The organism is Streptomyces sp. NPDC017890 (assembly GCF_044328675.1).
Classification (GTDB): domain Bacteria; phylum Actinomycetota; class Actinomycetes; order Streptomycetales; family Streptomycetaceae; genus Streptomyces.
This window is the reverse complement of the sequence record NZ_JBIRHU010000003.1, coordinates 175,173-195,514: the sequence shown is the minus strand read 5'-3', so window position 1 is coordinate 195,514 and position 20,342 is coordinate 175,173. Positions and strand designations below refer to the sequence as shown.

General features: G+C 71.8%; 15 protein-coding genes. All 15 read right to left on the bottom strand.

The window, feature by feature from the left end; all coding sequences use genetic code 11:
* Positions 1–12 precede the first annotated feature (12 nt).
* The 15 genes from ACH4F2_RS05780 to ACH4F2_RS05710 all read right to left on the bottom strand — a co-directional run bounded on the left by ACH4F2_RS05780 (position 13) and on the right by ACH4F2_RS05710 (position 20,157).
* Complete coding sequence (locus tag ACH4F2_RS05780) at positions 13–1,230, bottom strand: sugar phosphate isomerase/epimerase family protein (RefSeq protein ID WP_398131426.1); 1,218 nt, start codon at positions 1,228–1,230, stop codon at positions 13–15.
* 115 nt (positions 1,231–1,345) lie between these two features.
* Positions 1,346–2,797: a nucleotide pyrophosphatase/phosphodiesterase family protein gene (locus ACH4F2_RS05775; protein WP_398131425.1), complete on the bottom strand. Its 1,452-nt coding sequence runs from the start codon at positions 2,795–2,797 to the stop codon at positions 1,346–1,348.
* Positions 2,794–3,984 carry a metabolite traffic protein EboE gene (gene eboE, locus ACH4F2_RS05770; RefSeq protein WP_398131424.1) on the bottom strand — a complete coding sequence of 397 codons (1,191 nt, stop codon included), beginning with the start codon at positions 3,982–3,984 and terminating at the stop codon, positions 2,794–2,796. Before eboE ends, ACH4F2_RS05775 begins: the two co-directional genes overlap by 4 nt.
* 3 nt (positions 3,985–3,987) lie before the next feature.
* Entirely contained in the window at positions 3,988–4,836 is an 849-nt protein-coding gene (locus ACH4F2_RS05765; RefSeq protein ID WP_398131423.1) for a TatD family hydrolase, read from the bottom strand.
* Positions 4,836–5,567, bottom strand: coding sequence for an EboA domain-containing protein (locus tag ACH4F2_RS05760; protein ID WP_398131422.1), 732 nt, complete (start codon positions 5,565–5,567; stop codon positions 4,836–4,838). The genes ACH4F2_RS05765 and ACH4F2_RS05760 overlap by 1 nt, the downstream gene beginning before the upstream one ends.
* A gap of 14 nt (positions 5,568–5,581) precedes the next feature.
* Positions 5,582–6,496: a sugar phosphate isomerase/epimerase family protein gene (locus ACH4F2_RS05755; RefSeq protein ID WP_398131421.1), complete on the bottom strand. Its 915-nt coding sequence runs from the start codon at positions 6,494–6,496 to the stop codon at positions 5,582–5,584.
* Positions 6,493–7,551, bottom strand: coding sequence for an SCO3242 family prenyltransferase (locus tag ACH4F2_RS05750; RefSeq protein WP_398131585.1), 1,059 nt, complete (start codon positions 7,549–7,551; stop codon positions 6,493–6,495). The genes ACH4F2_RS05755 and ACH4F2_RS05750 overlap by 4 nt, the downstream gene beginning before the upstream one ends.
* Before the next feature lie 5 nt (positions 7,552–7,556).
* Positions 7,557–8,759, bottom strand: coding sequence for an inositol-3-phosphate synthase (locus ACH4F2_RS05745; protein ID WP_398131420.1), 1,203 nt, complete (start codon positions 8,757–8,759; stop codon positions 7,557–7,559).
* 130 nt (positions 8,760–8,889) lie between these two features.
* Entirely contained in the window at positions 8,890–12,594 is a 3,705-nt protein-coding gene (locus ACH4F2_RS05740; RefSeq protein ID WP_398131419.1) for a ThuA domain-containing protein, read from the bottom strand.
* 263 nt (positions 12,595–12,857) lie between these two features.
* On the bottom strand, positions 12,858–13,856 hold the full coding sequence (locus ACH4F2_RS05735) for a sugar phosphate isomerase/epimerase family protein (RefSeq protein WP_398131418.1): 999 nt from the start codon (positions 13,854–13,856) through the stop codon (positions 12,858–12,860).
* Between the two features lie 16 nt (positions 13,857–13,872).
* Positions 13,873–15,144 carry a Gfo/Idh/MocA family protein gene (locus tag ACH4F2_RS05730; protein ID WP_398131417.1) on the bottom strand — a complete coding sequence of 424 codons (1,272 nt, stop codon included), beginning with the start codon at positions 15,142–15,144 and terminating at the stop codon, positions 13,873–13,875.
* Positions 15,145–15,232: 88 nt separating this feature from the next.
* A complete protein-coding gene (locus tag ACH4F2_RS05725; RefSeq protein ID WP_398131416.1) occupies positions 15,233–16,279 on the bottom strand; it encodes a substrate-binding domain-containing protein in 1,047 nt (348 codons plus the stop codon).
* A 17-nt stretch (positions 16,280–16,296) separates the two neighbouring features.
* On the bottom strand, positions 16,297–17,316 hold the full coding sequence (locus ACH4F2_RS05720; protein WP_398131415.1) for an ABC transporter permease: 1,020 nt from the start codon (positions 17,314–17,316) through the stop codon (positions 16,297–16,299).
* Positions 17,313–18,830: a sugar ABC transporter ATP-binding protein gene (locus tag ACH4F2_RS05715; protein ID WP_398131414.1), complete on the bottom strand. Its 1,518-nt coding sequence runs from the start codon at positions 18,828–18,830 to the stop codon at positions 17,313–17,315. Before ACH4F2_RS05715 ends, ACH4F2_RS05720 begins: the two co-directional genes overlap by 4 nt.
* Positions 18,831–18,975: 145 nt before the next feature.
* Positions 18,976–20,157 carry an ROK family protein gene (locus ACH4F2_RS05710; RefSeq protein ID WP_398131413.1) on the bottom strand — a complete coding sequence of 394 codons (1,182 nt, stop codon included), beginning with the start codon at positions 20,155–20,157 and terminating at the stop codon, positions 18,976–18,978.
* Positions 20,158–20,342: the final 185 nt, after the last annotated feature.

Genomic DNA, 20,342 nt, shown 5'->3' with positions numbered 1-20,342 from the left:
CCGTGTGCCGGGTCAGCGGCGCCGCTTGCGCAGGGCCGCCAGGTTGTCGTAGCTGATCTTGGCCTCCCGAAGCGACTGCGCGGGGTCGGTGGCGCTCGGGGAGTTGTCGTCCTCGATCATCGGGTTGTGGTAGTCGCGCTGTCCGACACGCGAGAAGAACGTCGTGTAGTCGATGACGCCGGTCCCGAAGGGCACCATGTCGTAGCCCATGCCGTTGGTCGTGCTGACGACGCCGTCCTTGGCGTGGAACAGCGGGTAGCGCTTGTTGTTGCGGGCGACCAGGCCGGCCGGGTCGAAGACGTTCTCCCGGGTGGAGCCGTCGTGGGCGGTGTAGGTGTGGAACTTGTACTGGGCGACGTGAGCCCAGAAGATGTCCATCTCCAGCCAGACGGCCCTCGGGTCGGTGACCTTCAGGAAGTACTCGAGCTTCCGGACGCCCGAACTGCGGGTCGGCCGGCCCTGGTCGTCCAGCGGGCCGCCGTCGAGCAGGAAGCCGTAGGCGCTGTCGTGGTTGTGGGTGTAGAGCTTGATGCCCTCCCGGCGGGCTATCGCGCCGAGGGCGTTCCACTTGTCGGCGGCCACGTCCCAGTCGGCGCGGTACGAGCTGCCGGTGGGGTCGCCACCGGTGCCCATGTGGTCCAGGCCGAGGATGTTGGCGATCTCCAGTTGCTGCTTGAAGGTGTCCTTGTCCGCCGTGGTCAGCGGCCAGGAGGACGGGATGAAGCCGTGGTTTCCCTGGGCACGCAGACCGTACTCGTCGAGCCAGCGGCGCAGCAGCCGGGCGCCCTCGACGGTTCCCAGGTCGGCGCCGCCGGGCGCGTTGGCGTGCTGGCGGTAGCCCGCGAACTCGACCTGGCGGTAGCCGTGACGGGCCAGTTGCTTGAACACCTCGCGGAAGCCGGAGGGCAGGTCGGTGGCGAGGGGGTCGCGGCCGGTGGCGTCACGGACGGTGTAGAGGATGATGCCGCGCTTGTCCGCCGGGACGAGGACGTGCCGGCCGTGACCGTGCCCGTGCCCGTGGTCCTCGTGGTCTCTGCCCCGGTCGTGGGCGAGGGCGGGGGCGGCGCCGAAGACGGGGGCCGCGACGGCTCCGGCCGCCACGGCGGTGCATGTGCTGAGGAAGCGGCGCCGGTCCACGCCGAGGGTGCGGCGCAGCGTCTCGCCCGGGCCGCCGGCGGCGGCCGGGTCCGTGGTGGAGCCGGTGCGGGAGGGGTCGGAGAACAAGCTCACGGGTGCCTGCCTTCTGGGTCGTGGCCTGCCCCGATGCGGCTGGGACGGGCCGTTGTCAGTGCCGTGTGTTTCACTCTCGGTAGCTGGATCTCGGCAGGCCGCGCCTGGTGGTGCGTCAGCCGAGTCCGGCGAGCCGGAGCAGGAGTTGTTTCACATCGGTGGCCGCGACACGGTCTCCGACAGCGCGGGGGGTGGAGCAGATGAGGAGCGGACCGTCGTCGTCGCTCGCGGGGAGGCGGCCGTGGCTGCCCCGAATAGGTGAGGGGTCCAGGGGCACGACCGCCATGCGGTAGCGCATGCCGAGTTTCTTGCGGGCCAGGGCGGTGGCCGCCCTGACCTTGACGTACGGATCGAGGGGGTCCATGAACAGCTCGACCGGGTCGTAGCCGGGTTTGCGGTGGATTTCGACGAGCTGCGCGAAGTCGGGCGCGCGGTCGTCGTCGAGCCAGTAGTAGTACGTGAACCAGGCGTCCGGCTCCGCCACGGCGACGAGTTCGCCGGCGCGCGGATGGTCGAGGTGGTGAGCCTTCTTGCCCTCGTCGTCGAGGAGTCGCTCGATGCCGGGCAGTCCGTCGAGGGCGGCACGGGTGGCGTCGAGGTCCTCGGGGCGGCGGACGTAGACATGGGCGATCTGATGGTCGGCGACCGCGAAGGCACGGGAAGCCATTGGGTCGAGGTACTCCATGCCGTCCTGGGTGTGCACCTCCAGCAGTCCGGCGCGGCGCAGGGCACGGTTGACGTCGACGGGCCGTGTCACGGGGGTGATGCCGTACTCGGACAGCGCGACGACGGTGCGGCCCTCGACGCGGGCGTCCTCCAGGAGCGGTGCCAGCGCCGCGTCCAGGTCGGCCGCCGCCTTCAGGGAGCGGGGGTCGTCGGGGCCGAAGCGCTGCAGGTCGTAGTCGAGGTGAGGGAGGTAGCAGAGCGTCAGGTCCGGGTGGCGGGTGCCCATGATGTGCCGGGTGGCGTCGATGATCCACTGGCTGGAGACCAGGTCCGCACCGGGTCCCCAGAAGTGGAAGAGCGGGAAGGTGCCGAGTTTCTCGGTCAGTTCGTCGTGCAGGGCCGGGGGCCTGGTGTAGCAGTCGGGTTCCTTGCGGCCGTCGGCGTAGTAGACGGGACGGGGGGTGACGGTGATGTCGGTGTCGGCGCCCATGGCGTACCACCAGCAGATGTTGGCGACGGTGTAGCCGGGGTGGACGCGACGGGCGGCGTCCCAGACCTTGTCGCCGGCGACGAGCCCGTTGTGCTGGCGCCACAGCAGGACGTCGCCGAGCTCGCGGAAGTACCAGCCGTTGCCGACGATGCCGTGCTCGGACGGGTGGGTGCCGGTGAGGAAGGTGGACTGGGCGGCGCAGGTGACGGCGGGCAGGACGGTGCCGAGAGGCACACGGGAGCCGGACTGGCCGAGCTTCTTGAGGTGGGGCATGTGGTCGAGAAGACGAGGGGTGAGGCCTACGACATCCAGCACGAGGAGGGGAGTCGGGCCACCGGAGGGGAGCGGACCGCCGGAGGGGACACGACCGTCGGACGGGACCGGCGCGTCGGAGGGGATCGGTCGGGTCATGGCAGTTCTTTCAGGCCGAGGTCCGTCAACAGGTCGCGGGCGAGGGTCAGCTCGGCGGCGATGCCGTCGGTGAGCTGGGCTCGGGCGCGGGGCCGCAACTCGGGCGGAAGGGCCTGCCAGGTGTAGGTCTCGACCTCCAGGTGGCGGGTGAGGGGGTGCGGGCCGCCGACCAGCCGGGTCAGCGCGGCCTTGAGCACGGGAAGCGTGGAGGTGAGGGGCGCGGCGGGGGCCGCGTGCAGCGGGACGTGGAAGTGTGCGCGCCAGGGCGTGGTGCCGGGCAGGGAGCCGCCCTCCGCCAGGGCCTCGTCGAGGTCGTCGGTGCCGTGCAGGGTGACGGTGCCGGAGGCGTCGGCGGTGCCGGTGGTGCGGGTCTGGTGCAGGAAGCGGGGCTCGGCGAAGGAGGCGAGGGCCTCACGGACCTCGGGTAGGTGGGGGTGTTCGGCGTGCAGGGCGGCCGACAGCTGGGACTTGACGACGGGCACACCGGCCGCGGTGAGGGCGGCCAGGGCGGTGTGCGGGTCTTCGAAGGAGGTGGCGAGGTGACAGGTGTCGACACAGATGCCGATGCGGTCGTGGGCGATCGCGGTCAGCGGGGCGATGGCGTCGTGGGTCGTCTCCACGACGCAGCCGGGCTCGGGTTCCAGGCCGATACGGATGGAGCGGCCGGTCAGCTCCTGAAGGGCGTCGAGGCGTTCACCGAGGACGACCAGCGCGGTGCGGGCCTTGTCGGCGCGGGTCTCGTCGTAGGCGGTGCGCCAGGCCAACGGCAGGGTGGAGATGGTGCCCTCGATGACGTCGTCGGGCAGGAGGCCGGCCAGGAGCCGGGCCAGGGAGGTGGTGTGTTCGAGGCGTTCGGGGTCCGCCCAGTCCGGCTTGTAGACGCGGTACTTGACCTTTTCTGCACCGAATCCCTCATAAGGGAAACCGTTGAGGGTGACGACCTCCAGGCCGCGCCGGTCGAGTTCGGTGCGCAGGCCGCGCAGCGCGGAGGGATCGGTACCCAGGGCGTGTGCGGCGTCCCGGGCGAGCCACAGCCCGATGCCCAGGCGGTCGCGGCCGAGCCGGCGCCGGACCGGCTCGCAGTGGTCGCGGAGCTGGGCGAGGACGCCGTCGAGCGTCTCGGCGGGGTGGACGTTGGTGCAGTAGGCGAGGTGGACGGTGGAGCCGTCGGGGTGCCGGAAGCGCATGGCTCACTCCCCGCCGCGCAGGATGGAGTTGCCCTCGTGCGTGGAGTCGGACGAGGTAGCGTCGAGGAGCAGGCGCCCGCTGAGTCCGTAGAAGGCGACGGGGTTGCGCCACAGCACCCGGTCCACGTCGTCCTCGGTGAAGCCCTCGGCGAGCATCCGGTCGCCGACCCGGCGGGTCTTGAGCGGGTCGCTCTTGCCCCAGTCGGCGGCGGAGTTCACCAGGACCCGTTCCGGGCCGTACTCGCGCAGCAGGGCGACCATGCGGGCCTCGTCCATCTTGGTGTCCGGATAGACGGAGAAGCCGAGCCAGGCGCCACTGTCCTTGGCCTCCTCGACGGTGGTCTCGTTGAGATGGTCGACCAGCACCCGGTCCGTGGGCAGCGCGGACTCCCGGACCACGTCCAGGGTGCGGCGCAGCCCGGCGAGCTTGTCTCGGTGCGGGGTGTGCACGAGGGCCGGCAGGCCGTGGTCGGCGGCGAGCTGGAGCTGGGTGGCCAGGGCGGTGTCCTCGGCGGGCGTCATCGAGTCGTACCCGATCTCACCCACCGCCACGACCCGGTCCTTGACGAGATAGCGGGGCAGTTCGTCCAGGACCGGGAGGCACCGGGGGTCGTTCGCCTCCTTGGGGTTGAGCGCGATCGTGCAGTGGTGGGCGATGCCGTACTGGGCGGCGCGGAAGGGCTCCCAGCCGAGCAGGGCGTCGAAGTAGTCACGGAAGGAGGCGGGAGAGGTACGGGGCTGGCCGAGCCAGAAGGAGGGCTCGACGACGGCGCGGACACCGGCGGCGTGCATCGCCTCGTAGTCGTCGGTGGTCCGGGAGGTCATGTGGATGTGGGGGTCGAAGATGCGCATCAGGACTCCTTGCCGTGGGGGTCGGCCGTGCCGCGCGAGGGGCGGTGGGCCTGGGTCAGGGCCAGGACGCGGTGCAGGTCTTCGGGGACCGGGCGGCCGGCGGCGGTGCGTTCGGCGGCGTAGTCGGCGAGCATGCGGGCGAGTTCCCCGTCGTCGCGGGCCCGCCGGCCGAGGTCCGCCACGCAGTCGACGGGGACACCGGTGAACAGGCACTTCAGTACGGCGTGCCGCCATTGGTGCGGGTCCAGGTGCCCGGCGGCGTACGGGCCGAGGGCGGCGGCGACCAGACGGGTGTCGTTGGTGCGCAGGGCGTCCTCGACGAGGGGGAGGGCATCGGGGCCGGGCACCAGGTGGGGCAGCGCGTGCAGGACGGCGCGGCGTTCGTCGGCGGTGCCCTGGGAGTAGACCCGGGTCAGGGCCTCGGTGCCGGGGCCGGCCGCGTGCAGGATGAGGACGCGGGCGGCGTCGGCGTGGGCGGGACCGCAGCGGCGGCCGGCCTCGGCGAGGCGCAGCTCCCACACGGAGATGGGGCCGTGGGCGTCGGGGTGGGCGGCGGCCTCGTCCAGGGCCTGGTCCAGCCAGGCGCGGGCGGCTTGGCCGAGTGCGGCGGTGAGGGCGGCGCGCAGTTCGGCGGGCGGGGTGTGGGCGGGGTTGGTGCCCTGGGGATCGTCCTGCCCGGCGGGGGTGCCGTCCGCGTCGGGGGTGGTGTGGGCGGCGTGCGGCTGCGTCATGGGGGTGGCTCCCTTCAGTGGGTGGCGGAGGGCTCGCCCGAGCGGTTCGTGCGGGGGGCCGCCGCCGCGGCCCGGCGGAGGAACGGGAGGGAGCGTTCGGCGAAGTGGGGGCCCGCGTGGGAGTGGCGGGGCAGTTCGACGACGGTCAGGCCCTGGTAGCCGGTGGCGGCGAGGGCCTCGAGGACGGGCGGGAAGTCGATCTCGCCGTCACCGAAGGGGAGGTGTTCGTGGACGCCGCGGCGCATGTCCTCGACCTGTACGTGGCGCAGCCAGGGAGCGGCGGCACGCACGCAGTCGGCGGGAGGGAGCGGTTCGAGGCACTGGCAGTGGCCGATGTCCAGGGTGAGGCCGAGGTTCTCGGGGTCGCCGAGGGTGCGGCGCAGCCGGTGGAAGTCGGCGAGGGTGGCGAGGAGGTGGCCCGGTTCGGGTTCGACGGCCAGGGGGACGCCCGCCGTGGTGGCGGCGTCCAGAACCGGGGCGAGGGACTCGGCCAGCCGCTTCCACGCCGTGTCCTCGTCCGTGCCGGCCGGGATGATGCCGCTGAAGCAGTGCACGGCGTGGGCGCCCAGGTCGGCGGCGACGCGGACGGCGCTGACGAGGAGGCCGGCGCGGCGGGCGCGGTCGTCCGGGTCCGGGTCGAGGAGGGAGGGGCCGTGTTTGCGGCGCGGGTCGAGCACATAGCGGGCACCCGTCTCCACCGTGACGCCCAGGCCGAGCGTGTCCAGCCGGTGCGCGACCCTGCGGGTGCGGGCGGCCAGGCCGGGAGCGAGCGGGTCGAGGTGCATGTGGTCGAGGGTCAGTCCGACGCCGTCGTAGCCGAGGTCGGCGAGGAGGGCGAGGGCGTCGTCGAGACGGAGGTCGGCGAGGCCGTTGGTGCCGTAGCCGAAACGGAGAAGGCTGTGGACCGAGGCGGATGTCTCGGGGGTCACGTGATGCTCACCTTCCTCGCGAACTTGCGGCCCAGCGGGGCGAGCGCCGCGATCAGCAACGCGGTGGCGGGTCCGCCGGCGCGGGCGGTCAGCGCGGCCTGGAGGGGGATCGTGGCGCGGATACCGCCGCCGACGGCGCGTTGGGTGAGCTGGGGTGAGGGGTTGAGGGCGGCGTGGAAGTAGGGGCGGGCGGCTGTGGCGGCGTAGCCGGCGGTGAGCGCCGCGGTGGCCCGGGCGGCGGACAGGCCGGACACATCCCTGCGGCGGGCGGTCGGGCCCGGCAGGCCGGGGGTGGCTGCTCCCCGTCGGTCTGCCGGGAGTCGGGTGGGGCGGTGGGCCACCAGCCGGGCCAGGAGGCCGGTCGCGGCGAGGGCCGCCAGGGGTGCCAGGGAGGAGCCGCCCCGGGTCTCCTCGCGGGAGACCGCCGTGACCGCGAGGGTGTGGGTGCCGAGCAACGCGGCGGAGGGCACGGCCGCGCGGACGTCGCCGCCGGTCGCCGCGGCACCCAGCAGCAGGTCGAGGCCTCGGGCGGCGGCCATGGCCAGGGGTCCGGCGGGCGTGTGCTTCAGGGTGAGGTCGTACGCCCATACCGTCGCCGCCAACGGGACGGCCACCGCCACGGCGGGGCGCCCGGCGCGGGCGGCGAGGGCCAGGCCGGTCGCGGTCAGCCCGCAGGCCGCGGTGAGGGCGGCGGCCGGGTGGACGCGGCCGGACGGGATGGGGCGGTGCGGGCGTTCGGCGGCGTCCTCCGCACGGTCCGCCCAGTCGTTGAGGGCCATACCTGCCTCGTACAGACAGAGGGAGGTGCCGATGGCGAGCAGCGTGCGGGGACCGGCCCGGACCCCGGTGGCCGCGGCACCGGCGAGTACGTCGCCGGGGACGGTGAACAGCGCGGGCAGACGGAGGAGTTCGGCCCAGGCGGCGACGCGGGCAGCCGGAGGGCGTCCGTCCGCGCCCGGGCCGCCCCGGTCCGGGTCCTCGACGTCTGTGGACGCCGCCGTGGGGGCCGCGGCCGGGGGCCCAGCCGGACGGGCCACAGGTGCCGTCTCCGCCACGCGGCTCACCGCTGCTCCCCGGCCCCGCGGGTGTCGGCGTCCGCCGGTGCCCCGGGGCCCTCGCTCCGCAGGCCCGCCGCGAACCGCGTCAGCTCGGCGTACTGTTCCGCGAGCCCCGGCGGGCCGTCGCCCACCGGGTCCTTGAAGTAGAAGCCCAGCTCGCCCAGCGGGCCGGACAGGCCCCTCTCCCGGGCGCGGGCGACGAGACGGACCAGGTCGAGGACGAGAGGGGCGGCGAGCGCCGAGTCGCAGCCCTGCCAGATGGTCTGCAGGATCATGCGGGAGCCGAGGAAGCCGTCGAAGGCGATGTGGTCCCAGGCAGTCTTCCAGTCGCCGAGGGCGGGCACGTCGTCGATGTGGACCTCGCCCTGGGGTGCGGCACCCAGGGTGTCGGCGAGGACGCGCTCCTTGCCGGCGTTCTTGGCTGCGGCGGCCGCGGGGTCGGCCAGGGCGGCACCGTCGCCGCCGCCCAGGAGGTTGGTGCCGGACCAGGCGCGCACGGCGAGGGCGCGCTGCAGGAACATCGGGCCGAGCACGGAGCGCAGCAGGGTCTGCCCGGTCTTGCCGTCACGGCCCGCGTAGGGCAGCCCCGAGGACTCGGCGAGCGGGGCCAGCGCCGGGTGGTGCAGGCCCGTGGAGGGGGTGAAGTTGACGTAGGGGCAGCCGGCGCGCAGGGCGGCCGCCGCGTAGAGGGAGCTGGGGGGCAGCGTGCCGTCGGTGGGGGCGGGTTCGGTGGAGGCGACGTTCACCACGACGGCGCCCGCGAGGTCCTGGCGTCGCACGAAGTCACGGATGTCTGCCGCGAACACGTCGATCCATTCGTCCTGCGTGCGGCCCGTGTCCGTGTCCCTGTCCGTGGGCAGGGGGCCGCCTGGCCTTATCTCCCGGTCGGCGGCGGAGAGTTCCGCGTGCACGGCGGACGGCAGGCCGTGCGGCAGGACTCCGCCGGCGGCGAGGTGTTCGGCACGTTTGGGCAGCGGGCAGTCGACGGTGTCGTGGCCGCCGAAGACGAAGGACGACAGCGCCGGCAGACCGCACGCGGTGAAGGGAGGAGTCTCGGTGACCATGCCGGTCGGCGGGTGGAGCCCGGCGGCGACGGCGGCGCAGCCCGCGATCGCGGTCGTGGCAACGGATCCGCGTGCCCCGATGAACCAGACGCCGAGGCGCGGGGCCGAGGAGGGGACGGGCAGGGACGGTTCGGCGGACATGGGCAGCCTCCTTGTCGTACGCGAACCGGGTGTGAACGCCGGAAGGGGACGAGCGGGGTGCCGGACGTGAGGTCCGGCGGGACGGCGGGCGGAGGTCCGGCGTCCCCCGCCCGCCGCCGTTCCGGTAGCCCTAGGAGGGCAGTTCCTTCAACTCGATGTTGCGGAAGGAGACCTGGTCGTCGGATCCGTGGTTCTGGAGGCCGATGTGACCGTCGGTCAGGCTCCGCTCGGGGTCCTTGTTGGTGAAGTCGTTGATCTTGACTCCGTTGAGGAACACCTGGAGACGTTCGCCCTGGACCTTGAGCTCGTAGGTGTTCCACTGGCCGGGCGGCCGCAGGACCTGGTCACGGGCCTTGATGTTCGCCGACTTGAACGAGTAGACGGAGCCCGTGGTGCGGTCGGCCGCGTCCGTGGCGTCGATCTGGATCTCGTAGCCCTTGTTCACCGCGGACCAGGGGTCGTCGGAGGCGGGGAAGCCGACGAAGATCCCGGAGTTGTCGTCACCCTGCATCTTCCAGTCGAGCTTGAGGGAGTACGACTTCAGCTCCTTGGCCTGGTACCAGAGCAGGCCCATGCCGCCGTTGGACTGCAGGGTGCCGTCCTTGACGTCGAAGGTGCCGGGGCCGGCCTGCTTCCAGCCGTCCAGGGTCTGGCCGTTGAAGATGCTCCGGTAGCCCTTGTCCGGCTTGCAGTCCGCCTTGACCTGGCCGGTGGCGTACTGCATGCCGCCGAGCAGGTGGGTGCGGAAGGCCTCGTCGGCGTAGGACTCCTTGGTGTGGCCGCCACCGGTGTAGAAGGAGCGGCCGCCGCCGTAGTTCTGGCACCAGGCGATCGGGTGGTCGCCCTTCATGTTCCCGCCGTCGTAGGTGGTCTCGTCGAGGGTGGCGAGGACCTTGGCCTGCTCACGCGGGTTGGTGCGGTAGTTGTACCACTCGTCGGTGCGCTCCCAGGTGTCGTCGAGGTGCGCGGTGGACGGGTGGTCGTGGTCGTGGACGCGCACGGTGGCCTTCTGGATGGCCGGGTGCGAGTCGAAGTGGGCGCCGACGAGACCGCCGTAGAACTCCCAGTCGTACTCGGTGTCGGCGGCGGCGTGGATGCCCATGTAGCCACCGCCGTTCTTGACGTAGTTCTCGAACGCCTTCTGCTGGTCGGCGCCCAGGACGTCACCGGTGGTGGACAGGAAGGCCACCGCGTCGTACTTGGCGAGGTTGGCGGTGGTGAACTGTCCTGCCTCCTCGGTCGCGGTGACGGAGATGCCGGCGGGGGCGCCCAGCTCCTTCAGCGCGGCGACACCCTCCGGGATGGAGTCGTGGCGGAAGCCGGCCGTCTTGGAGAAGACCAGGACCTTCTTGCCGGCCTTGAACGGCTCCTTGGAGAACTCGAAGTCGTCCACGTCGAACAGCGCGCCGTCGCCGCCCCGGAAGACCAGGTAGATCTCGGTGGTGCGCTTCGGCAGCGAGCGCAGCGGCACGTCGACGTTCTGGAACGTCTCCCAGCCACCGGTCGGCGGGATGTACGCCGAGCCGTGCAGCTTGCCGGTGGGCGAGCCGGTGCGCAGTTCGACGAAGCCGCCGGCGCCGCCGGAGGAGGCCCGGACGATCAGCTTCTTCTGCCCGTCGAACCGGTACGGGCTGAAGGAGATCCAGTCGCCGTCGTTGATGTCGCCGACGGTCTTGCCGCCGTTGGCGCCGGTCTTGTCGATGACCGCGACACCCTGCTGCGTGGCGAAGTGCTCGGCCTGGCGGTGCGGCGGCTGGATCACGGTGCGCGCGGTGCCGGTCAGCGCCTCCTGACCGTTCGCCCCGCCGTCGGTGTAGCTGGCTCCGACGACGCCGTAGATGTTGGCGTTGGGGTCGTGACCGCCGTCGCCCGGGGGCGGGTTCAGGGTGCCCTCACAGCCCATCTCGCTGGTCAGCTCGTGGGCGTGGGAGTCGTGGCCGAGGCTGTAGGCGACCTTGACCTTGGAGCAGTCGATGGTCTCCTCGGGATCGGTGACCTTCACCTTGAAGGGGATGGGCTCCCCCATGGGGAGAAGGCTGCCGTTGCCCGGGACCTCGATCTTCACCGTGGGCTCGGTGTTGCCGACCACGATCCGGGCGCTCGCGGTGCCGGTGTTGCCCTCGGCGTCCTTCGCGGTGAAGGTCGCGGTGTAGGTGCCGACCTTCTTGTACTTGTGGGTGGGGGTGAGGCCCTCGCCCTTGGTGCCGTCGCCGAAGTCCCAGCTGTAGGTGAGGTCCGGGGAGTCGGCGTCCTTGGCGGTGGCGGTGAACTTGACCTTCAGGCCGGCCGCACCCGACGTCTTGTCCGCGCTCACCTCGGCAATCGGGGAGAAGCCGTCGTCGGCGTTCTCGATCCGGTACAGCGCGGAGTCCTTGTCACCCTGGAACCACGAGAGGCCGTAGTCCAGGACGTAGAGCGCGCCGTCGGGGCCGAACTCCATGTCCATGATCTGGGTGCCGGTCCACGGGAAGTCGTTGATCTTCGCGACGGTGCCGTCGGCGTTCTGCTCGATCCGCTTGATCCAGCGGCGGCCGAACTCGCCGGCGAAGAAGTCGCCGTCGTACTCCTCGGGGAACTTCACGGAGGAGTCGAGGTCCGGGTCGTAGCGGTAGACCGGGCCGCCCATGGGGGATTCGGAGCCGCTGCCGAGTTCGGGCACGGAACCGCCGTCGTACGGGATCCAGGCGGCCTGGGCGGGCGGCAGGTCGACGAGGCCCGTGTTGTGCGGCGAGGTGTTCTTCGGGGCAGCGCAGTCGAACTTCTCGCCGGAGGTCTTGGTGGCGAAGTCGTAGTCGACGTAGGCGTCGTTGTCGCCGGTGCAGAAGGGCCAGCCGAAGTTGGCGGGCTTGGTGACCTTGGCGAACTCGACCTGGCCCGCCGGTCCCCGGTTCGGGTCGGCGGCGCCGGCGTCGGGACCGTAGTCGCCGACGTAGATGGTGCCGGTCTTCTCGTCGATGTTGATCCGGAAGGGGTTGCGGAAGCCCATCGCGTAGATCTCGGGGCGGGTCTTCTCGGTGCCGGGAGCGAAGAGGTTGCCCTCCGGGACGGTGTACGAGCCGTCCTCGGCGACCTTGATCCGGAGGATCTTGCCTCGCAGGTCGTTGGTGTTGCCGGAGCTGCGTCGGGCGTCGAAGGCCGGGTTGCGGTCGGGGCGCTCGTCGATCGGCGTGTAGCCGTCGGAGGCGAAGGGGTTGGTGTCGTCGCCGGTGGACAGGTAGAGGTTGCCCTCGGCGTCGAAGTCGATGTCGCCGCCGACGTGGCAGCAGGTGCCGCGGGAGGCCGCGACGTCCAGGACCTTCTTCTCGCTGGCCAGGTCCAGCGTGCCGTTGGGGTTGAGGACGAACCGGGAGAGACGGTTGACGCCGTCGAACTTCTTGAAGTCCTCGGCGGTGCCGTTCTCCGGGGCGTCGCCCGCGGGGGTGTCGAGCGGCGGGGCGTAGTAGAGGTAGATCGCCCGGTTGTTCTCGAAGTCCGGGTCGATGCCGACGCCCTGCAGGCCTTCCTCGTCGTGACTGTAGACGTCGAGCTTGCCGGCGACCTTGGTGACGCCGCCCTGGTCGGTCAGGCGCAGCGTGCCGTCGCGCGCGGTGTGCAGGACGCTGCGGTCCGGGAGCACGGCGAGCGACATCGGCTCGCCCATCTCCGGCTCGCCCTTGGCGAGCGGCACCTGCTGGAACTGTCCTTCTGCGGCCGCCGGTTCGGCCTCTGCCGGGAAGGCGCCGGCGACGGTCGCCGGGGTGCCCACCGCCAGCATCAGGCCGGTGAACAGGGCGAGGGGGGTGCGAAGCCTGGGACGCCTCGTGGTCCTGGTGCTTCTGAGTCTGCTTCTGTGCACGAAATCCCTCCGGGAACGGGGTGGGCCGTACGGGTGGGTGCGAAAACGTGCGGTGCGGGACGCCGGAGTGCGCCGTCACCCCGGGGGTTGGATGTCCTGAACACATCAGGGACGGTAACCGCGTTCTTCCGGGGCCAACACCCCTTGGATCAAAACCGGTTGAACTTTTCCCCATTGCAGGACAAAGCAGGATTCGGGCAGGCCGGACCGGGGGCCGGCGGACTTCCGGCCCCCGTCCCGACGTGCCGTCTCGGGTGCGCGCCTCAGCTGTTGAACGCGGCGTCGAAGGACGCGCTGGGCGGCTCGAAGTCGAACGTCTTGAGGCGGGTGAGGGCTTCGGGTGCGCCCTGGAGCCGGTCCATGCCGGCGTCCTCCCACTCGACGGAGACCGGGCCCCGGTAGTCGATGGAGCGCAGCATGCGGAAGACGTCCTCCCAGGGGACGTCGCCGTGGCCGGCCGACACGAAGTCCCAGCCGCGGCGCGGGTCGCCCCACGGCAGGTGGGAGCCGAGCCGCCCGTTGCGGCCGTCGAGGCGCTTGCGGGCCTCCTTGCAGTCGACGTGGTAGATCCGGTCCCGGAAGTCCCACAGGAAGCCGACGGGGTCGAGGTCCTGCCACACGAAGTGGGAGGGGTCGAAGTTGAGGCCGAAGGCGGGCCGGTGGCCGACCGCCTCCAGGGCGCGCTGGGTGGTCCAGTAGTCGTAGGCGATCTCGCTGGGGTGGACCTCGTGGGCGAACCGCACGCCCTCGGCGTCGAAGACGTCGAGGATCGGGTTCCAGCGGTCGGCGAAGTCCTGGTAGCCGCGCTCGATCATCGACTCGGGGGCGGGCGGGAACATGGCGACCAGGTGCCAGATCGCCGACCCGGTGAAGCCGATGACGGTGTCGACGCCGAGGCGGGCGGCGGCCCGTGCGGTGTCCTTGATCTCGGCGGCGGCCCGCTGCCGGACGCCCTCCGCGTCGCCGTCGCCCCAGATGCGGGCGGGCAGGATCGCCTGGTGGCGTTCGTCGATGATGGCGTCGCACACGGCCTGGCCGACCAGGTGGTTGGAGACCGCCCAGCACTTGAGGCCGTACTTGTCGAGCAGTTGGTGGCGGGAGTCCACGTAGGAGGGGTCGGCGAGGGCCTTGTCGACCTCGAAGTGGTCGCCCCAGCAGGCGAGTTCCAGGCCGTCGTAGCCGAAGTCGCGGGCCAGGCGGCAGACCTCCTCCAGGGGCAGGTCCGCCCACTGACCGGTGAAGAGAGTGAAATTGCGCGGCATGTCGCTGCCAGCCTCCTCAGGGGGCGATCGGGGTGTAGACGGAGTTCTTCTCGGCGCTCTCCTCCACCGCTGCCAGGACGCGCTGCACCTGCAGCCCGTCGGCGAAGGAGGGTTCGGGCCGGCGGCCCTCGGCCACGGCGTGGACGAGGTCGCGCACCTGGTGGACGAAGGTGTGCTCGTAGCCGAGCCCGTGGCCCGGCGGCCACCAGGCGTCCAGGTAGGGGTGCTCGGGCTCGGTGACGAGGATGCGGCGAAAACCGGCGCGCTCCCCCGGCTCCGTACCGTCGTGGTAGGACAGCTCGTTGAGCCGTTCCAGGTCGAAGGCGAGGGAGCCGCGCTCGCCGTTGAGTTCGATGCGCAGGGCGTTCTTGCGGCCGGTGGCGTACCGGGTGGCCTCGAAGGAGACCAGGGCCCCGGAGGTGAGGCGGCCGGTGAACACGGCTGCGTCGTCCACGGTGACCTGTCCGGTGGCACCGTCCGCCGATCCCGCCGACAGGCCCCGGGGGGCGCCTTCGGGCAGCGGGCGCTGCCGTACGAAGGTCTCGGTGAGGGCGGAGACGCCCGCGATCCTCTCCCCCGTCAGGTACTGGGCGAGGTCGACGATGTGCGCCCCCAGGTCACCGAGGGCGCCCGACCCGGCCTGCTCCTTGCGCAGCCGCCAGGTCAGCGGCGCCTCGGGGTCGACGAGCCAGTCCTGGAGGTACGTCACCCGCACGTGCCGCAGCCGGCCGACGCGGCCCTCGTCCACCATCCGCCGGGCCAGCGCGGTCGCCGGCACCCGGCGGTAGTTGAACCCGACCATCGCCAGCTGTCCCCGTGCGCCCGCCTCGTCGGCGGCCCGGGTCATCGCCTCCGCCTCCTCGACGGTGTTGGCCAGCGGCTTCTCGCACAGGACGTGCTTGCCGGCGGCGAGCGCGGCCAGCGCGATCCCGGCGTGGCTGTCACCGGGGGTGCAGATGTCGACGAGGTCGATGTCGTCCCGTTCGACCAGGGCCCGCCAGTCGGTCTCGGTGCTCGCCCAGCCGTGCCGGTCGGCCGCCGTGCGGACGGCGTCGGCGTCCCGGCCGCAGACCGCGGCCAGTACGGGGTTCAGCGGCAGGTCGAAGACGCGGCCGGCGGTGCGCCAGCCCTGGGAGTGTGCGGCACCCATGAAGGCGTAGCCGACCATGCCGACACGCAGCGGCGGTCTGGTCGCGGACGCCCCCGTCGGCCTGGTCCCGGACCCGCTTTCGGTCCCGGTGGCTGATGGCTCCGCTCCGGCCCCCTCGGGCTGCTGCGGCTGTCCCATGCGGATGTCCTCCTCGTCGTGGTGGCGCGGTGGGGGGTGGGCCCCGCCCGACGGCCGGCTGGTCAGGCCGGCCGTGGGGCGGCGGCCCTCACTTGAAGCCCGTGGACATGTACTGGTCGACGTTCTCCTTGTCGACGACGGCCGAGTAGCAGGTGACGGTCGAGGGGATCTCGAACTCGGCGAGGCCGCTGATTCCCTTGCCCTGGCCGAGGGCACGGGCCAGGTCGATCGCGGAGGCGGCCATGGTCGGCGGGTAGAGCACGGTCGCCTTCAGTACGCCGCTGTCCGCCTTGATGGCCTGGAAGGCGGAGAGCGCGCCCGCGCCGCCGACCATCAGGAAGTCGTCGCGTCCGGCCTGCTCGATGGCGCGCAGCGCGCCCACGCCCTGGTCGTCGTCGTGGTTCCACATGGCGTCGAAGTCCGACTGGGCCTGGAGCAGCTGGGCCATCTTGGCCTGGCCGGACTCGACCGTGAAGTCGGCGGCCTGACGGGCCACCTTCTGGATGTTCGGGTAGTTCTTCAGGCCGTCGTCGAAGCCCTGGGTGCGCTGCTTGGTCAGTTCCAGGTTGTCCAGGCCGGCCAGCTCGATGACCTTGGCGTCCGGCTTGTCCTTGAGCTTCTCGCCGATGTAGTGGGCGGCGTTGAGGCCCATGCCGTAGTTGTCGCCGCCCACCCAGCAGCGGTAGGCCTGGGGGCTGTTGAAGATGCGGTCGAGGTTCACGACCGGGATGCCGGCGCGCATGGCCTGCAGCCCGATCTGGGTGAGCGCCTTGCCGTCGGCGGGCAGCACCACCAGGACGTCGACCTTCTTGTTGATGAGGGTCTCGATCTGGCCGATCTGCTGGGCGGTGTCGTTGGAGCCCTCGGTGATCTCGAGGGTGACGTCCGAGTACTTCTCCGCGCGCTTCTTCGCGTTGTCGTTGACGGCGTTGAGCCAGCCGTGGTCGGCCTGCGGGCCGGCGTAGCCGATGGTGACGGCCTTGCCCGGCTTGTCGTCGGCGGCCGGCTGCGTGTCCGCGGAGGCCTTGTCGCCGCCGTCGTCGGGGTCGTTGCTGGTGCACCCGGTGAGGACGGCACCTGCGGACACGGCGGCGGCTCCGAAGAGCAGTCCTCTGCGACTCGTGAGCTTCGTCATGACGGTGAACCCTTTCCTCAGTGCGTGCTTGCGGTACGGCGCTGGACCAGCACGGCGGCGACGATGATCGCGCCCTTGGCGATCTGCTGGACGTCGCTCTGCAGGTTGTTCAGGGCGAAGATGTTGGTGATCGTGGTGAAGATCAGGACGCCGAGCACGGAGCCGAGGATGTGGCCGCGCCCGCCGGTCAGGAGCGTTCCGCCGATGATCGCGGCGGCGATGGCGTCGAGTTCGTAGAGGTTGCCGTTGGTGTTCTGACCGGAGCCGGCCAGGACGATCAGCAGGAAGGCGGCGATGCCGCAGCACAGCCCGGACAGCAGGTAGAGGTAGAGCCGCTGGCGGCGGACGTCGATGCCGGCGAGCCGGGCGGCCTCCGCGTTGCCGCCGACGGCGACCGTGCGGCGGCCGAAGGTGGTCCGGTTGAGTACCAGCCAGCCGATGACGGTGACGGCGGCGAACACCAGCACCAGGGGCGGGATGCCGAGGATGTAGGCGTCGCGCTCGCCGAGGTCCAGGACGCTGGGGACCGTGACGACCTGGGTCCGGCCGTCGGTGATCTGCTCCGCGAGGCCGCGCGCCGAGGCCAGCATGGCCAGGGTGGCGATGAACGGCACCATCTGACCGAACGCGATGAGTACCCCGTTGACCAGTCCGCAGCCCACGCCGACCACGACCGCCGTGAAGAGGATGCCGGCGAACCCGTATTCCTGGGTGGCGACCGTGGTCGCCCACACCGAGGCCAGGGCCACGATGGCGCCGACGGACAGGTCGATGCCGCCGGAGACGATGACGAAGGTCATGCCGACGGTGACGACGCCGATCACGGACGCCTGGGTGAGCACCAGCTGGAGGTTGCGGGTGTCGAGGAACGCGTCGGGTTGGGTGATGCCGCCGATCAGGACCAGTGCGGCGAGCACGCCGAGCAGAGTGAGGGTGCGGACGTCGGCGCGGCCCAACTGGGCCCGCCAGGCGGGCGGACCGTCCACCGTTGCCGCCTTGCCGGTGCCGCCCCGTGGCGGGGACACGTGCTGCGTCATGACGCCGGGCTTCCTTCCATCACGAGGTCGAGTACGCGGTGTTCGTCGAGGTCGCGGGCGGGGGCCTCGTGCACGACACGGCCCTCGCGCAGCACCAGCACGCGGTCGGCGAGGCCCAGTACCTCGGGCACCTCGCTGGAGACCAGCAGGACGGCGAGGCCCTCGTCGGCGAGGCGGCGGATGACCGCGTAGAGCTCGGCGCGGGCGCCGACGTCGACGCCGCGGGTGGGTTCGTCGAGCAGCAGGACCCGGCAGCCGCGCAGCAGCCAGCGGGCGAGGACCGCCTTCTGCTGGTTGCCGCCGGACAGGGTGCGCACGGGCACGGAGGGGTTGTCGGGCCGCAGGGACAGCTCGCGGGTCGCCGCGCGGGCCGCGCCGAGTTCGGCGCCCCGGTCGATCCAGCCGCCGCGCGAGAAGCGGGACATGGCGGAGACCGACACGTTGCGGGTGACGGACTCCAGCATCAGCAGGGCCTGCGCCTTGCGTTCCTCAGGGGCGAGTCCGAGTCCGGCGCGCACCGCGGCGCGCACGCTGCCGGGGCGCAGCGGACGCCCGTCGACGATGACCTGGCCCGTGCTCGCCTTCCGGGCCCCGTAGACCGTCTCCAGGATCTCGGAGCGGCCGGAGCCGACGAGGCCGGCCAGGCCGACGATCTCCCCGGGGCGGATCTCCAGGTCGAGGGGGGCGAACTCGCCCTCCCGGGACAGTCCCCGCACGCTCAGCACGGGCTCGGCGGAAGGCGGTGCGGTGGGCCGGTCCGGGAAGACGTACTCGACGTTGCGTCCGGTCATCAGCGCCACGACTTCGCTGGTCGGCGTCGCCTTGGCGGGCAGCCCGCCTGCGACGGCCCGGCCGTCCTTGAGGACGGTGACCCGGTCGCCGATGCGGCGGATCTCCTCCAGTCGGTGCGAGATGTAGACGACGGCGACACCGTCGGCGGTGAGGTCGGCGACGATGCGGAAGAGGTTGTCGACCTCGTCCGGGTCGAGCGCGGCGGACGGCTCGTCCATCACGATCAGCCGTACGTCGTGCGAGAGTGCCCGCGCCATGGAGACGATCTGCTGCTGCGCCGCCGACAGCTCCCCGACCAGCCGTCCCGGATCGACCTCCGGGTGCCCGAGTCGCTTGAGGAGCTGGGCTGTCGAAGCCTTGGCGGCCTTCCCCCTCACGACGAAGCCGGCGGCGGTCGGCTCGTGGCCGAGGTGGACGTTCTCGGCGACCGACAGATGCTCCACCAGGTCGAGTTCCTGGTAGATGGTGGCGATGCCGAGGCGCATGGCCGCGATGGGTGAGCGCAGGGTGACGTCCTCGCCGCGCCAGCGGATGGTGCCGGTGTCGGGCTGGTGGGCGCCGGCCAGCACCTTGATGAGGGTGGACTTCCCGGCGCCGTTCTGGCCGAGCAGGCAGTGCACCTCGCCGGCCTGGACGTCGAGGTCGACGCCGTCCAGGGCCCGGACTCCGGGGAACGACTTGGTGATGCCGGACATGCTGAGCAGCGGTGGTTCTGGTGCCATGTGAGGTCCCCTCGGCGGGCGTGCGGGCCGGTGTCAGGGCAGAGCAGAGCTGAGCAGGGCAGGGTGGAACAGGGCGGGGCAGGGCAGGGCGCTGTGCTGGTGGAGCTCAGGAGCCGGTGGTGCCTACGCGGGTGACAGGTGGTGCCTACGCGGGTGAGAACAGATGGTCGCTGATCAGCCGGCCCGCGCCGATGACTCCGGCGGTGGGGCCCAGCTCCCCCAGTACGATGGGCAGGTTGCCGGTGGCCAGCGGCAGCGACTGGCGGTAGACCTGGGTGCGGATCGCGGCGAGCAGGTTGTGGCCGAGGCCGGTCACCCCTCCGCCGATCACCACCAGGCCCGGGTTGAAGAAGCTGACCAGGCCGGCGATGACCTGGCCGGTGCTCCGGCCGCCCTCCCGGATCAGGTCGAGTGCGGTGGCGTCCCCCGCGGCGGCCGCGGCGGCGACGTCGGCGGCGCTGAGGCCCCCGTTCGCCTCCAGCCGGTTCGCGAGTTCGGCCGACAGGCCCTGCTGGGCGGCCTCCGTGGCGTCGCGGGCCAGTGCCGCGCCGCTGAAGTGGGCCTCCAGACAACCCCGGTTGCCGCAGGCGCACGGGCGTCCGTCGGGCACGGCCTGGATGTGCCCGATGTCGCCCGCGCTGCCCGTCGTCCCCCGGTAGACGTCGCCGCCGACGACGATGCCGCAGCCGATGCCGGTACCGATCTTGACGACGAGGAAGTCGTGCACGGTGCGGGCGACGCCCGCGTGCTGCTCCCCCAGCGCCATCAGGTTCACGTCGTTGTCGACCATGACCGGGCAGCCGAGTTCCTGGCTGAGCGCCTCCCGTACGGGGAAGCCGTCCCAGCCCGGCATGATCGGCGGAGCCACCGGCACTCCCTCGGGGAAGCGGACCGGCCCCGGGACGCCGATGCCGGCGCCGTCGAAGCCCTCCGCGAGCCCCGAGGCCCGCAACTTCGCCGCCATGGACAGCACTTGCTCGAAGACCGCGACGGGTCCCTCGCGGACGTCCATGGGCTGGTTGATGTGCCCGAGGATCTCCAGCTCCGCGTTGGTGACGGCGACGTCGACCGAGGTCGCGCCGATGTCGACGCCGAGGAAACGCAGTTCGGGGTTGAGGCGGATGTTGTGGCTGCGGCGCCCGCCGCGCGAGGCGGCGAGTCCGTCGGCCACGACCAGCTCCGTCTCCAGCAGCCGGTCCACCTCCACGGCGAGCTTCGACCGCGAGAGATCGACCTGATCACCGAGCTGCGCACGGGAGTTGGGCCCTCCGTCACGCAACAGCTGGAGCAGTCGCGCCTGGTGGGCGTTGGCGGGTCGTGCCGTCATGCGTCTCACGAGCCCCTCCCCGCCTCAATCGGCCTTGAGTGTGTGCCGGATTCCGGCCACGTCCGTGGCTTGCTTTCGGAGGGAACGTAGCAGTGGGCGCCGGGTGTGGGAAGAAGTCACGCACGAATTGCTGCGAACTTTCTCCACTGAGTGGACAAAGAAGCGCGGAGCGCTCAGCGGCACGG